Annotated in this window: 20 protein-coding genes; 19 read left to right on the forward strand and 1 reads right to left on the reverse strand. The window is 53.2% G+C overall.

Annotated elements, in window-relative coordinates:
• The 14 genes from V9K95_RS11175 to V9K95_RS11240 all read left to right on the forward strand — a co-directional run bounded on the left by V9K95_RS11175 (position 1) and on the right by V9K95_RS11240 (position 6547).
• Positions 1 to 432 carry a LexA family protein gene (locus V9K95_RS11175; protein ID WP_336440848.1) on the forward strand — a complete coding sequence of 144 codons (432 nt, stop codon included), beginning with the start codon at positions 1 to 3 and terminating at the stop codon, positions 430 to 432.
• On the forward strand, positions 429 to 749 hold the full coding sequence (locus V9K95_RS11180) for a hypothetical protein (RefSeq protein ID WP_336440849.1): 321 nt from the start codon (positions 429 to 431) through the stop codon (positions 747 to 749). The genes V9K95_RS11175 and V9K95_RS11180 overlap by 4 nt, the downstream gene beginning before the upstream one ends.
• Before the next feature lie 109 nt (positions 750 to 858).
• Positions 859 to 1071 (forward strand): hypothetical protein, encoded by a 213-nt coding sequence (locus tag V9K95_RS11185; RefSeq protein ID WP_336440850.1) that lies wholly within the window; start codon positions 859 to 861, stop codon positions 1069 to 1071.
• A 31-nt stretch (positions 1072 to 1102) separates the two neighbouring features.
• A complete protein-coding gene (locus V9K95_RS11190) occupies positions 1103 to 1780 on the forward strand; it encodes a hypothetical protein (RefSeq protein ID WP_336440851.1) in 678 nt (225 codons plus the stop codon).
• The gene (locus V9K95_RS11195) at positions 1777 to 3240 is read left to right on the forward strand and encodes a replicative DNA helicase (RefSeq protein ID WP_336440852.1); all 1464 of its coding nucleotides are present in this window, start codon (positions 1777 to 1779) and stop codon (positions 3238 to 3240) included. The genes V9K95_RS11190 and V9K95_RS11195 overlap by 4 nt, the downstream gene beginning before the upstream one ends.
• A gap of 401 nt (positions 3241 to 3641) precedes the next feature.
• Positions 3642 to 3767 carry a hypothetical protein gene (locus V9K95_RS11200; protein WP_336440853.1) on the forward strand — a complete coding sequence of 42 codons (126 nt, stop codon included), beginning with the start codon at positions 3642 to 3644 and terminating at the stop codon, positions 3765 to 3767.
• Positions 3764 to 4069 (forward strand): hypothetical protein, encoded by a 306-nt coding sequence (locus V9K95_RS11205; protein WP_336440854.1) that lies wholly within the window; start codon positions 3764 to 3766, stop codon positions 4067 to 4069. Before V9K95_RS11200 ends, V9K95_RS11205 begins: the two co-directional genes overlap by 4 nt.
• Entirely contained in the window at positions 4066 to 4401 is a 336-nt protein-coding gene (locus tag V9K95_RS11210; RefSeq protein WP_336440855.1) for a hypothetical protein, read from the forward strand. Before V9K95_RS11205 ends, V9K95_RS11210 begins: the two co-directional genes overlap by 4 nt.
• Complete coding sequence (locus V9K95_RS11215; RefSeq protein WP_336440856.1) at positions 4398 to 4571, forward strand: hypothetical protein; 174 nt, start codon at positions 4398 to 4400, stop codon at positions 4569 to 4571. Before V9K95_RS11210 ends, V9K95_RS11215 begins: the two co-directional genes overlap by 4 nt.
• Positions 4564 to 5019, forward strand: a complete 456-nt coding sequence (locus V9K95_RS11220; RefSeq protein WP_336440857.1) for a hypothetical protein — start codon at positions 4564 to 4566, stop codon at positions 5017 to 5019. The genes V9K95_RS11215 and V9K95_RS11220 overlap by 8 nt, the downstream gene beginning before the upstream one ends.
• On the forward strand, positions 5016 to 5270 hold the full coding sequence (locus tag V9K95_RS11225) for a hypothetical protein (RefSeq protein ID WP_336440858.1): 255 nt from the start codon (positions 5016 to 5018) through the stop codon (positions 5268 to 5270). Before V9K95_RS11220 ends, V9K95_RS11225 begins: the two co-directional genes overlap by 4 nt.
• Complete coding sequence (locus tag V9K95_RS11230; protein WP_336440859.1) at positions 5267 to 5917, forward strand: DUF6362 family protein; 651 nt, start codon at positions 5267 to 5269, stop codon at positions 5915 to 5917. Before V9K95_RS11225 ends, V9K95_RS11230 begins: the two co-directional genes overlap by 4 nt.
• Before the next feature lie 229 nt (positions 5918 to 6146).
• Positions 6147 to 6359 (forward strand): hypothetical protein, encoded by a 213-nt coding sequence (locus tag V9K95_RS11235; protein WP_336440860.1) that lies wholly within the window; start codon positions 6147 to 6149, stop codon positions 6357 to 6359.
• Positions 6356 to 6547, forward strand: a complete 192-nt coding sequence (locus V9K95_RS11240; protein ID WP_336440861.1) for a hypothetical protein — start codon at positions 6356 to 6358, stop codon at positions 6545 to 6547. Before V9K95_RS11235 ends, V9K95_RS11240 begins: the two co-directional genes overlap by 4 nt.
• A gap of 194 nt (positions 6548 to 6741) precedes the next feature.
• Here the strand turns inward: V9K95_RS11240 and V9K95_RS11245 are convergent, their stop codons facing one another.
• Positions 6742 to 6924: a DUF2158 domain-containing protein gene (locus V9K95_RS11245; RefSeq protein ID WP_336440862.1), complete on the reverse strand. Its 183-nt coding sequence runs from the start codon at positions 6922 to 6924 to the stop codon at positions 6742 to 6744.
• A 403-nt stretch (positions 6925 to 7327) separates the two neighbouring features.
• Between V9K95_RS11245 and V9K95_RS11250 the strand changes: the two genes are divergently transcribed.
• From V9K95_RS11250 to V9K95_RS11270, 5 genes are all read left to right on the forward strand, one after another.
• Entirely contained in the window at positions 7328 to 7702 is a 375-nt protein-coding gene (locus V9K95_RS11250) for a hypothetical protein (protein ID WP_336440863.1), read from the forward strand.
• Positions 7703 to 8004: 302 nt separating this feature from the next.
• The gene (locus tag V9K95_RS11255) at positions 8005 to 8409 is read left to right on the forward strand and encodes a hypothetical protein (protein WP_336440864.1); all 405 of its coding nucleotides are present in this window, start codon (positions 8005 to 8007) and stop codon (positions 8407 to 8409) included.
• A complete protein-coding gene (locus tag V9K95_RS11260) occupies positions 8406 to 10082 on the forward strand; it encodes a terminase large subunit (RefSeq protein WP_336440865.1) in 1677 nt (558 codons plus the stop codon). The genes V9K95_RS11255 and V9K95_RS11260 overlap by 4 nt, the downstream gene beginning before the upstream one ends.
• An 11-nt stretch (positions 10083 to 10093) precedes the next feature.
• Positions 10094 to 12061, forward strand: coding sequence for a phage major capsid protein (locus V9K95_RS11265; RefSeq protein WP_336440866.1), 1968 nt, complete (start codon positions 10094 to 10096; stop codon positions 12059 to 12061).
• Between the two features lie 69 nt (positions 12062 to 12130).
• Positions 12131 to 12373 (forward strand): hypothetical protein, encoded by a 243-nt coding sequence (locus V9K95_RS11270; protein WP_336440867.1) that lies wholly within the window; start codon positions 12131 to 12133, stop codon positions 12371 to 12373.
• The last annotated feature ends 2 nt before the right edge of the window (positions 12374 to 12375 follow it).

The raw sequence follows: 12375 nt of genomic DNA on the forward strand, positions 1-12375 counted from the left end.
ATGCTGGTCCCTTACGCAGGCAAGGAAAGGGCTGGGTATGAACTTGCCCAACCTCGGGTAAAGCCCAGCAGTGATGCCAAGATGCTCAGGAAGGCGCTGAGAACGCTTCTGGCGCGTTCCGGCTGTACGACAAAGGAGAGGGCGGAAATCCTCTTCAAGATCAATCCTAACCTTGCCAGAGCAATTGCAGATCTAGCGCGCGAGAAGACACTTACGCCAACGATGACCAAGCGTCAGAACCAAGTCAAATGGTTCATTGAAGACTTCCATAACAAACACGGGATCGCCCCTACCTACTCCGAAATCGGTGAAGCTATCGGTGTGTCGAGAGTGGCAGCATTCAATCTTGTCAAGCGCATGGAAGAGCGGGGCATTGTTCGCCTCATGGCCCATCGCTCCAGATCAATCGTACTGGTGAAGGAAGCGGCATGACCTTCTTGTTAAAGCGCTATCAAGTCACTGTCAGCGGCTTCCCTGCCCACTCGTACGATGCGCATTCGCCCGGAGCCGCCCGCGTACAAGCTTGGCACTCTTATTGCTCTTACCGCCATGTGACTTTCAAAGAGTTCATGCAGATCAGCGTCGTTCGGCGAGGTGATGCACCAGAAGGCTACGGCCGCAAAATCTTAGTTGGTGGAAAGCTAGCCCACTTCATAAGCAGCGACCGTCAATATGTAAGGTTTGTTCTACCTGATGAAACACGCGCGTTCATATCCCATCCGATGGATGTAAGTGAGGTCGCGGCATGAACGACAATCACCTCCGCATTCGCCCTTGGGAATGGGGCGTCTTGTTCGCTCTGTCCGTCTCTCTTGTTGGGCTGATCATTCTTGGTCTGTTTGCTGGGGGTGCGAGGCTATGAGCACCTATTTCCCAGACGCTCTTGATCTGTTTCGCAACGGATATGACACGGTAGACATTGCCAGAATGACCGGTCGCCGTGAGTCTGATGTGCTTTGCGAGATCACTAAGCTTCGGTCTCAATGTCTGGGCAAAGCAAATCCATATCCAGTTCGTTTTCCACCAACAAACGCAGCGCTGATCAAACGACGGCAGGCAGGTGCGGCATGACATGGTCGTTTATTATTGAAAGGAAGAGATGATGCATAAGCTCACACTCGATCCATCTACTGTGTTCGGCTACTGCCTTTATCTGGATCCAGAATATCTGCCAGCACGCGCAGATGACGCGCCATACCTGACCAGTGAGCTTTTGTTCTATGGCACATGGGATTTAACCCGAGACGAGCACGGCAAGAAGTGCACGCGCCGCGGTCAATATGCTTGGAACCTCTGGGCCTGCTTTAATACTTTGGTGCGAACCCATGGGATTGAAGGACAGGATATAGAGATAATCCTTGAGGGCGAGTCCTACGGTTCTCAAAAGAGTGAAGCGGGACGGCGAATGGCTGCATTGTGGCTCACGGTTGTCGAGATGATGTGCGAGCGAAAGCGCCTTGATTATCCCCGAACCTGCCCGCCGGACTCTTGGAGGGGATATTTCATAGATTGTTGCAAAGCGCCAAAGGAAGTTGGCGCCGGTCTGCCAGATGATAAACGCTATGCAGCGCGCCGGGCATGGATCAAAGAGGCGGTGCTGGCCGAATGCAAGCGCCGTGGTCTTAATCCCAAATCAGACAATGAAGCCGACGCCTTGGGAATGATGTTCTGGCTTATGCAGGGCGGCAAGGAAGAGCAGGAACGCAAGCGGGCCGACAAGAAGGCAAAGGCACTCGCCAAGAAGCGGCAGGCCAAGCTTCCTCTGCAGGTGGCGGCATGAGCGATATCTGCAACATCGAAATTGAACAGGCGCTGTTGGGTTGTTTGTTCATCAACAATCAGGCGTTTGGTCTGGTATCGGGTCAATTGCTCCCACAGCATTTCCATGAGCCGCTTCATCGTGAGATTTACGATGTGACATCGAAGATGATCCGCAGCGGTAAAGCTGCGAACCCGGTAACGATCAAATCCTATCTGGATGAGAACGCCAAGGTAGGTTCCATGACACTGTCACAGTATCTGGCGAACCTTGCTGCCGAAGCGATGCCGGCGATGATGGCACCAACCTATGCCAATGAAATCTATGATCTGGCCATCGATCGGATGCTATTCGGTATCGGTGAAACGCTGAAATCAAAGGTGACAAACCGCAGCGCGGACATGACGCCAAGAGATATCGCCGAGGAAGCGATTACAGCGATAACCAACGCGATATCGGATGAAGACACCATATACGGTGCAACATCGTTTGGTGAGGCTTTGGACAACGCTCTTGCGAACACAAACCAAGCCTACAGTGGCAAGAAGCCCGTTGGTGTGAATTACCGCCTTCCACCATTGGAACGTCTCATAGGCCCGATGTGTGGCGGACAGTTGATTATCCTGGGTGGCGCGACAAAACAGGGAAAATCTGCCCTGGCAGGTCAGATCGCTATGGGCGCGGCTACCGAAGGAACGCCAGTCTGGTTTTACTCCGCTGAAATGACGGCCGAAGAAATCGCAATGCGCGAATCCAGCCGGGAAACGAAGGTTTCAGTTAATCGCCAGAAGCGCGGAAAGGTGATCGAAGCCGATTATGAACGCCTTATGCAGTTCCGGAACGATAACCGGGACAAGCCAATCTACATTCAACAGAAGCGTTTAACCCTCGACATGGTTATGGAGCGCTGCCGGAACTTCGTTCAGAAGAAGGGTAAAGGCTTGATCATTATCGATCACATCGGCCTGCTCGATCGCTCCAAGAACGAAAAGAACCTCGCTGATTGGGAGTTCGGACAGGTCGCCACGATGCGGCTCAAGCTTTTGGCTCGGGAACTGGATTGCCCTGTTATTGGCTGCGCCCAGCTTAAGAAGAACGTGTTCAACGAGAACCGCGGGCCACTGAATGAAAAGTTCTTGCAACAGATATTGCTACGCCGGCCGCGCTACACGGATTTGATCGGCGCAGTCGAGAGGGACGCGGATCATGTGATTATTCCATTCCGCCCGTCAGTGTTCCTCATGGAGCATGAGCCGACAACAGGAACCGAGCTTCACGGCATCTGGGAACTGATGGTTGCGGATCAGAGGGACAAGGCAAAGCTTGTGCTTGCCCTGTCGAGAGAAGCCAGATGGCCTGCAGATGTAGATTGCGGATGGGACGGACCCACAACGACATTCTATGAGGTTGGCTCAACCAACTTCGACTTCGATCAACTGGCGCGTCCGGAGGCTGTCGCAAATCCAATGGGACTCTTTTAGCCATGAAAAGAATTCGCGGAAGAAAAGCTAACCCTATCTTGCGATGCGAGGCATTGTCGATCGAACCAGCCGTTCAGGAAAGGTTTGACGACAAGTACATTCCAGAACCGAATTCAGGATGCTGGATATGGCTGGGAAGTGTTGATAGAGGATCATATGCGCGTATCGCTATAAATTCCAAAAACCGCAAGGCGAGCCGCATAAGCTATGCCTTGCACTATGGCTCAGTACGAACAGACAAACTCGTCTTGCATAAGTGCGATAATCCCTACTGCGTTAATCCAGACCATCTGTACTTAGGTGATCAGATACAAAACATGTCTGACCGAGAGCGGCGACAACGGGTTGCTCGTCCGCGAGGGGTCAATAGATACAACGCCGTTCTTACCGAAGAGCAAGTGTTGGACATCTTTTCTGCAAGGCTCACCCGCTACGAGTATCGCGACAAGTACAAGGTTGCCTATTCAACCGTGACGCGCATTCAGGTTGGACAGATGTGGACACATTTGACGGGAGCAGCATCTTGAACGAGTTCTCAGCCTACACACAACCAGTTCCTGGCGGATGGCGCGTAATGCTCCGGTTCTCAAAGGACGGCCACCCGAAGCCCGTAATGGACGTGGGCAACAAACCACTTGTCCTGCCATGCAAGCTGGAAGCCACAGAGACGGCCATCAAGCACCTTCTGGCCTATATGAATGGCGACTATCAGCGGTGCGGCGTAACGCTCTCCACGGCTATTTCTGAGGCAGAGGCATTGTTTAAACCAATACTCCGCAAGGCAGGACGTAAGCCGGTGCAGGTGGAACGGGTAGGAGCAAGGCCATGATCGACGCAGCTACACACAATGCGATTGTATTCTTCATGATGGATTTAGATTCATCGCACTTCCAAGACTCCTCTAAGCTGCTTGAGACAGTTTGCGCGAAGTTTCCCAAAGTCACGATCAAAGACTTAGAGAGGGCTTATATCGACCTCCGATCACGGATTGATGAACAGGAAAGAGTCGACCAGATCACCGCAGAACTTCTTGAGCCATTCATGCCCATGTTTGAAGGTGAAGATGAGAGTGAAGGTGTTTTCGAGATCGCGAAACGTAAGGCATCCGAGGGCAATGATATGGCAATCCGATTTCTCGCTACATTTGAGGCACTGGAATGACCCATCCCACCTCCAAGTCAGACAGAGACCGGATACGTGGCAACGCTGGAAAGCCCAAGGCTATTGTTCAGTCTGTCCGCAAGATCATAACCGAATACCGGCAAGGCAAAGCAGCATCAGCATGTATGGCTGAGATCGAGAAAGCCTTGGGGAAGGTGGCAGATGGCTGAAGCGGATATGCGCATTGCCTCCATAGCAGCCGAGTACGAGGTTTCTCTGATTGGTAAGAGCAAATACCCAGAGCCGGGGGAAACACGCGCTGTGGCCTCGCTATTGCATATCCTGAATGCATATGGGGAAGGGCATTTACGCATGGTGCTTTCAACACTGGCCGAGACTGATAACAACAAAGCCAGCCTGGACGCGGTATCGCTCTGGTGTGTATCCGATCTGATACGGGCATTTCCCCAGCTTGTGGAGAATGAAACAAGCGATTGGCTGTCCTGTTTCGATGCAATGCCTGTGGGTGAGCTGCAGTATGTGAATAACCAATGCCTTCGTGGTGTGGTAAAGCTTAGACACTCACTGGCAGGAATGTTGACCGAGCGCATCTATCGCCGGTTCGGACCTAAAGCGACACAGCCAGACCTATTTGACGATCGACGGAGGATGCCATGACTATTGCAAAGTTAGAGAAACTGACATCGACAGAGATTATGGCACTTCAATATCTGGCAGATTCCCCAGAGGGCAGAAACATGGTGAGCGAGCCAAACCTTGCTCGCGCGCTAAAGTCCATAGCGAAGTTCGAACCATGGGCACTCAAAGAGTTCTCCAAATCCCCGCAGGACGGTGACAATTCAGTTATCGCCGGGATATCGAATGAAGCCCGAGATATGCTACTCAAGCAAAATGAGGCAGGGCAATGAACGAAGGTGACATCGCAGAACGTCTCATCGAGGCATACGAGATACGCCGCAACAGTGGTGATCAGGTTGGCCCCAAGCCGCTCAAGGCTCAGGCAATGCCATATCTCCATGACCACGCTGATAAGATTGGCTGGGGCAGCGAACGCCTAGCGGAAGAGCGTAAAGAGTTCTTTGAAAGCCTGACACGTCAACCGACAGCCCGACAGGTATCGGAAGCCGAGGAGGCGTTAGAATGGCTCTCACTAGTCGAGAACGAGGTAGAGCGACGTTGCCTTTCTGAATGGGCTTACTGCATGGCTTCCAATCGGGTATTCAAGGAAGTATGCTTCAAAATGGGTATTCACCCGGAGACAGGCAGACGGCGAAAAGACCGGGCAATTGCAACTATTTTATCAACACTACGCGGTAATGTGTTGTTGCATAACAATATCGGCCCGGATGGCCTGTTGCTTGATGACCCCGAAACAGACTACTTTGCAGATAAGATCACAGACCCGCGCCAAACAAATGGCATCATGTCATGGGCTGATGATGAGGCATTCCAACCATTCATCGCTGGAGCCAAACACGACTTCTCGTGGGCAGACAAGCGAAACGAACAGAGACGCCAGCGCAGAGCAGCAATGCTCAAGAAGCAGGCGGCATAGCATACAGCGGTACAGTGTTGCGACCGAGGCCGTCTGTCAGATTCTCGCAACCGTAGTGGCAGAGTGGAAGTGCTCGAAAGAGTGAAGACGCCTAGATGCCTTGGGGATGCGAAACTGGTCAGTAGCCAAGCTTAAACGCTTGACAAATACCAGCCCCTATAATCCCGCACATTGGTGCGAAAGCGGCAGTCTTCGGGCTGCCGTTTCCATTTCAACATCGGAGAGCGTCATGCGCCTTGCACGCAAGCAGCTTGAGGCGGCGTTTCCCAACACAGAAATCCCACCGCGTCGTGAGCAATCGCCGGAAGAAGGTTGGGGCTGGAAGTTTCATGCTTCAGAAATTCGTAGGGAACATTCAATCGGGATCGATGCCTTGTTCACGGCTCTTCTGATGGTTGGCCTGCCAGTAATCGTTGCCATAATGATCGGGTACTCATCATGAACCGTCGCAGCCTTCTCGCGCTCATCGGCTTTGCACCTGTAGTTGGTGTTGCTGCTGCACTGCCAAGGGCAGAGAACCCCGCAAAGCTGGCGAGCGGTGGCATTGTCCCCAAGAGCAAACCCATTGTTGGTGAGCGCGTATCAGAGACGCTACGCTCAAGATCGACACGACCGAGATCAAAGCAATGATGGATGAAGAAATGAAGCGTTTTGAGCGCCATATCATGAATATGCAGCGCACGAATAAACGACACGGACTTCTATAAGCGGCGCTCCTTTAACTGTCTCCACCCGCAGACGGGACAAGCCTTCCGATCATGCTGGATCGCCAGCAACGGCCGCCGCAATCATCATAGACGGGCTGTTAATCGGGGAAGCGGGATTTACTCTTCGGCCGGTTCTAAAGAGGTAAGAGGATAGATAGCTTTCTGGGGTTCGTTCTTGCTATCAAACCAGTCAGTTTTGGCCGATTGAATGCCGCCCATCTCCACAATCGCGGACACAGTCATTAGCGGACCGCCAGATTTTAGTACGACTGTGCTTCCCACTACTATCTTGTCTGTCATGTCTCGTTCTCCCCGTACTGTTGTTTCCTCACACTCAATATCGAAAGCACGGGGAAATCAAGATGGTCCTCAAGACCCTTCGTCCCAAGGTAGCTATGCTTGCCCCTCGGCTAAAGCGATATGCGCCGGGTGATGAGAACGAACGCTCACGCTACCGGGATGAGACCCAGGCATGGCGCAAGTGGTATAAGACTGCCCGATGGCAGAAGCTGAGGATGAGCGTGTTAGTCCGCGATCTCTTCACCTGCCAGATATGCAGGAAGATGGAACCCAACACCTCGCAGTTGGTGTGTGACCACGTCGAGCAGCATCACGGTAACGAGGAAGCATTCTGGGCTGGTCCATTCCAGACCCTATGCAAGCCCTGTCATGACAGTACGAAACAGAAGATGGAGCGCAGGTTATGACACCGAATATGATGATGGCCCTTCAGATCGTTGCCGCTCTTGCTGTTGCATATGTGGTGTTTTGCACAGACTGGCTGACACGTGACTACCGCAAGGGTGGCGTGAACACCGAACCATCCAAGGTTGTGACTAGGCCAGATGCGCCTGCCTCCATGAATGCTGATACGTTGGTAGACAGGATCAGGCTGCTAGAAGCGAAGGATGGCGACCTCATAGTGGTAACGATCGATGAGCGTATCTCAATTGATACAGCCAACCGCATCCAGATCATGTTCGAAGATGTAGTCAAGGCTATAGGGCGCAAGGCCAAGGTAGTCGTTCTCGATAAGGGAACGGACATCAAGGTAGTGCGGACATCTGACCTTGTGTAAGCCCATCCAGACGCAGCAAGTGATTGGTACGTGCATAACAAGGCGAAAGTCTGAACGCCTCTCAGAGGGCTGATATGAGCCTTTGTCGTCTATGTGGTGTGCGGCTATACTATCGATACCGCCCTTGGCAAAGGCGCCCGTCGCGTGATGCGAAGTAGCTATCGCCATGCCAGATCGTTAACGCGGCGGACCATCCAATTAGATAGAGGGGGGGGGAGGAAGAAATCCCCCTTTGCCCTCCTCCCTAGACCCGCGTCACCGGCATTCGCACAATTTTTTTGATGGAGCAGTGATTTTCGGTCATGGCAGGCAATGAGAATTCCGGTCGAGCTCCATATGAGCCGACTGATGCAGATCGTGAAAAGGTCCGTGTTCTCAAGGCCGTAGGTATGTCGATCGAGGCAATTGCGGAGGCTATGGGCCTCGCAGTCAACACTTTGAAGAAGTATTTTGCTGACGACATGGAGATTGCAGTTGCGAAAGTGACCGCAGAAATGTGGATGGCGCGCTATGAGGCAGCCAAGGATCACAAGATACCGGCTCAGAATAAGATGCTTGAACAGCTTGGCGCGGTGAAGGTGGGTGTACCGCGGCAGCCCGCAGCACCGAAGATTGGCAAGAAAGAACAGCAGAAAATCGCTGCCAAGAAGGTTGGAAACAAGTTTGCGGTGCCAGAAGCGCCCAGATTGGTGATCGACAACAAATGAAAGAGTGGTCGACGGCTGTTCCTGATTGGGAGCGGCGCATAGTTGCAGGGGAAACGCTTATTCCGCTGGAGCCATTGTTCGTCGACGAGGCTGATGCTGCTCTGGATGTGTTCAAGTCATTGCGGATTGTTGATGCGCCGGGCCAGCCGACATTTGGCGAGGCATGCGAAGATTGGGTGTTTGAGTTCGTCGCCTCTATCTTCGGGGCGTATAATTCGGAGACGGCGACACGTCTTATTCGCGATTTCTTCCTCCTGATCAGTAAGAAGAATTCGAAGTCGACGATAGCTGCCGGTATTATGCTCACGGCATTGATACGGAACTGGCGTCATTCGGCTGAATTGCTGATCCTGGCGCCTACATTGGAAGTCGCGAACAACTCGTACAAACCAGCCGCTGATATGGTTCGGGCCGATCCTGAGTTGACCGACTTGCTGCATATTCAGGACAACTTTCGCCAGATCACACATCGGATCACAAAAGCGGTCTTGAAAGTGGTCGCAGCGGATAGTGATACGGTTGGCGGTAAGAAGGCGGCATTCGTTCTCGTCGACGAGCTCTGGCTGTTCGGTAAGAAGCCAAATGCAGATGCTATGCTGAGAGAAGCTACCGGCGGTCTGGTTTCTCGGCCGGAAGGCTTTGTCATCTATCTGTCCACGCAATCGGATGCACCGCCGGCAGGCGTGTTCAAACAGAAGCTGGACTATTTCAGGGATGTGCGTGACGGGGTTATCCCAGATCGCAAGAGCCTTGGAGTTCTCTATGAGTTTCCAAAGAAGATGCTGGATAACGAGGAATACCTCGACCCGGCAAACTTCTACATCACAAACCCAAATCTTGGCCGGTCTGTCAGCCAGGAATGGCTTGAGGATGAGTTGGTCAAGGAATTGGCTGGTGATGGCGACACCAAGCGGACCTACCTCGCCAAGCACCTGAACGTCGAAATTGGAATGAACCTTCGCGCCAACCGATGGGCAGGAGCGGATTTCTGGGAGCGTCGAGGTCAGAAGACCATCACGCTGGAGAGTGTTCTGCAGCAGTCGGAAGCGGTTGTCGTTGGGATAGATGGCGGTGGCCTCGACGATCTGTTTGGAATGACTGTTGTCGGGCGCCACAAGCAAAGCAAGGTCTGGATGGCTTGGGCCCATGCCTGGTGCCACAAAGGAGTATTGGAGCGCCGCAAGGCAATCGCTGCCCGCCTCAAGGATTTTGCCAAGGCTGACGAACTGACGATCGTCGACGACGAGCTCGCAGATATCTCGGCAATAATCGAGATCATCAAGGATGTGAAAACCCGAGGATTGCTGGCTTCGGTAGCGGTCGATCCGGCTGGCCTTGGGGAAATGATCGAGGCTTTGGACGAAATAGGCGTGACGCAAGAGGATGGGCTGCTCGTCGGCGCTCCTCAAGGCTACGCGATGATGAACGCAATCAAGACAGCAGAGCGCAAGTTGACCAACGGAACGCTGGTACACAGTGGTTCCTCGCTCATGTCTTGGTGCGTCAGCAACTTGAAGATTGAACCAACAGCAACGGCTATCCGGGCAACAAAGCAAAATGCCGGTGACGCCAAGATTGATCCGGTCATGGCTCTGTTCGATGCCGTGACCGTGATGAGCAGAAATCCGGAAGTGAAGCGCGAGCCGACCTACCAGATGATCTTTGCCGCTTAGGAGATACCCACATGAACCGCGCTTATTCCATCATGACCGTGAAAGCGGTCGATGAATACCGTCGTATCATACGCGGCACTGCCACCACACCCAGCCCTGACCGGGTAGGGGATATCGTCGATCCCCTTGGCGTCGCATTCAAGAACCCCATGCCACTGTTGTGGCAACACAAGAACGACAAGCCGGTCGGTCTGGTGAAGTTCGACAAGCCAACCAAAGACGGGATTACGTTTGAGGCTGAGCTTCCCAAGATTGAAGAAGCAGGGGCGCTGAAAGATCGTGTCGACGAGGCTTGGCAGTCGGTTAAAGCCGGTCTGGTCGCAGCTGTGTCTATCGGCTTCCGCGCAATTGAATATGCGTTCCTCGACGACGGCGGCATCCGCTTCATGAAGTCCGAGGTTTACGAACTCTCTTTGGTGACGATTCCGGCCAATGCCGACGCCACCATTTCACTGATCAAGTCGATTGATGCCCCAGTGCTCGCCGCGACAGGCAATGAGCCAAAGGACAGTGATCGGCCTGTGCCTCCCGGCGTTACGGGGAAAACCACCCACAAAACAGTCAAACTCGTAAAGCCAGAAGGGAGAAAACCAATGGCTAAATCACTCGCGGAACAGATCTCCGCATTCGAAGCCACGCGCGTTGCTAAGGCTGCTCGCATGGAAGAAATCATGGACGCAGCAGCCGAGAGCGGTGAAACGCTCGATGCTGAACAGGAACAGGAATATGACACACTTGCCTCTGAGGTGAAGTCTGTCGATAACCACCTGAAGCGTCTACGCGACATGGAAACCGTCAAGGCGGTATCCGCTAAGCCTGTCAACGGTGTAAAAACCACTGATGACGGCTCAAATGTGCGGGCAGGCACTGTCAAGGCTCCACGGCAGCTTGAAAAGGGCATTGAATTTGCTCAGTTCGCTATCTGCCTTGGCGCTGCGAAGGGCAACCTTATGCAGGCTGAACAGATTGCCAAATCTCGCTTCGGCGACAATGAGGCCCTGAACGTTTCGCTCAAGGCTGCCGTGAATGCTGGCACAACTACTGACGCAACATGGGCGGCACCACTCGTCGATACTTATCAGCGCTTTGCTGGTGATTTCGTTGAGTTCTTGCGTCCGCAGACGGTTATTGGCCGTTTCGGCTCCAACGGTGTTCCTTCTCTTCGCCGCGTACCCTTCAACATCTCGATTGTCGGCCAGACTTCGGGTGGAGCGGGTTACTGGGTTGGAGAAGGCAAGCCAAAGCCATTGACCAAGTTTGACTTCAATGAGGTGACGCTTCGTTGGGCCAAGGTTGCCAACATCGCTGTTATCACCGAGGAATTGCTTCGTTTCAGCAATCCATCGGCCGAAGCGCTTGTCCGTGATCAGCTCGCAGCTGCTCTTATTGCCAAACTGGACGTTGACTTCCTTGATCCGGCAAAGGCTGCCGTGGCCAACGTCTCTCCGGCTTCGATTACGAACGGTGTCACACCAATTGTTTCGAGTGGCAATGATGCTGATGCCATCCGCGCTGATGTTCAGGCTCTCTTTGCAGCATACATCGCCGCGAATATGACACCAGCCAGCGGCGTCTGGATCATGTCAGCAACAACTGCACTTGCTCTTTCGATGCTGACCAATCCACTCGGACAGCCAGAGTTCCCCGGCGTTACCATGAACGGCGGCACATTCTGGGGCATGCCAGTGATTGTCACTGAATACACACCAGATGGCTTTGTCATCCTTGCCAATGCCTCGGATATCTTCCTTGCGGACGATGGCCAGGTTGTCATCGATGCCAGCCGTGAGGCTTCCCTGCAGATGGACGATGCACCAACCAATGCATCCAACCCAGCTACAGCGACATCGGTTGTGTCCATGTTCCAGACCAACAGCGTGGCGATCCGCGCTGAACGCTGGATCAACTGGCAGAAGCGCCGCCCGCAGGCCGTACAGGTTCTGTCTGGCGTTGCCTGGGGCCAGCCAACCACACCGTAAGCCACGTCGACAATCAAAAGCTCTGGCCGGGGCAATCTCCGGCCAGTTCCTTGAACAGGAGTGATCGCAATGAAAACTGGTAACGGCTACATGACCCGCGCCTTGAAATCGAATGATCCGCGCTTTGCCCGAGTTCTTTCAAAGCTTGGATATAATCGCTCCGATATGGTTGCTGAGCAGGTTGCACCGGCTAAATCAGAAGATTTGACCGAGCTACGCGCAGAATATCAGCGTGTTGTTGGTAAGCGGCCGTTCAACGGCTGGGATGCGAAAGAGCTTCGCGCCAAGATCACCGCCGCCAAAGGAGAATAATG

It is taken from the genome of Phyllobacterium sp. CCNWLW183 (genome assembly GCF_037203775.1).
Taxonomy (GTDB): Bacteria; Pseudomonadota; Alphaproteobacteria; order Rhizobiales; family Rhizobiaceae; genus Phyllobacterium; species Phyllobacterium ifriqiyense.

Excerpts from the sequence above, each read along its gene's own strand:
- V9K95_RS11180 (WP_336440849.1), top strand. The coding sequence starts at position 429 with ATGACCTTCTTGTTAAAGCGCTATCAAGTCACTGTCAGCGGCTTCCCT.
- V9K95_RS11230 (WP_336440859.1), top strand. The coding sequence starts at position 5,267 with ATGAACGAAGGTGACATCGCAGAACGTCTCATCGAGGCATACGAGATA.
- V9K95_RS11195 (WP_336440852.1), top strand. The coding sequence starts at position 1,777 with ATGAGCGATATCTGCAACATCGAAATTGAACAGGCGCTGTTGGGTTGT.
- V9K95_RS11185 (WP_336440850.1), top strand. The coding sequence starts at position 859 with ATGAGCACCTATTTCCCAGACGCTCTTGATCTGTTTCGCAACGGATAT.
- V9K95_RS11210 (WP_336440855.1), top strand. The coding sequence starts at position 4,066 with ATGATCGACGCAGCTACACACAATGCGATTGTATTCTTCATGATGGAT.
- V9K95_RS11260 (WP_336440865.1), top strand. The coding sequence starts at position 8,406 with ATGAAAGAGTGGTCGACGGCTGTTCCTGATTGGGAGCGGCGCATAGTT.
- V9K95_RS11245 (WP_336440862.1), bottom strand. The coding sequence starts at position 6,924 with ATGACAGACAAGATAGTAGTGGGAAGCACAGTCGTACTAAAATCTGGC.
- V9K95_RS11235 (WP_336440860.1), top strand. The coding sequence starts at position 6,147 with ATGCGCCTTGCACGCAAGCAGCTTGAGGCGGCGTTTCCCAACACAGAA.
- V9K95_RS11225 (WP_336440858.1), top strand. The coding sequence starts at position 5,016 with ATGACTATTGCAAAGTTAGAGAAACTGACATCGACAGAGATTATGGCA.
- V9K95_RS11240 (WP_336440861.1), top strand. The coding sequence starts at position 6,356 with ATGAACCGTCGCAGCCTTCTCGCGCTCATCGGCTTTGCACCTGTAGTT.
- V9K95_RS11220 (WP_336440857.1), top strand. The coding sequence starts at position 4,564 with ATGGCTGAAGCGGATATGCGCATTGCCTCCATAGCAGCCGAGTACGAG.
- V9K95_RS11175 (WP_336440848.1), top strand. The coding sequence starts at position 1 with ATGCTGGTCCCTTACGCAGGCAAGGAAAGGGCTGGGTATGAACTTGCC.
- V9K95_RS11255 (WP_336440864.1), top strand. The coding sequence starts at position 8,005 with ATGGCAGGCAATGAGAATTCCGGTCGAGCTCCATATGAGCCGACTGAT.
- V9K95_RS11190 (WP_336440851.1), top strand. The coding sequence starts at position 1,103 with ATGCATAAGCTCACACTCGATCCATCTACTGTGTTCGGCTACTGCCTT.
- V9K95_RS11265 (WP_336440866.1), top strand. The coding sequence starts at position 10,094 with ATGAACCGCGCTTATTCCATCATGACCGTGAAAGCGGTCGATGAATAC.
- V9K95_RS11250 (WP_336440863.1), top strand. The coding sequence starts at position 7,328 with ATGACACCGAATATGATGATGGCCCTTCAGATCGTTGCCGCTCTTGCT.
- V9K95_RS11215 (WP_336440856.1), top strand. The coding sequence starts at position 4,398 with ATGACCCATCCCACCTCCAAGTCAGACAGAGACCGGATACGTGGCAAC.
- V9K95_RS11270 (WP_336440867.1), top strand. The coding sequence starts at position 12,131 with ATGAAAACTGGTAACGGCTACATGACCCGCGCCTTGAAATCGAATGAT.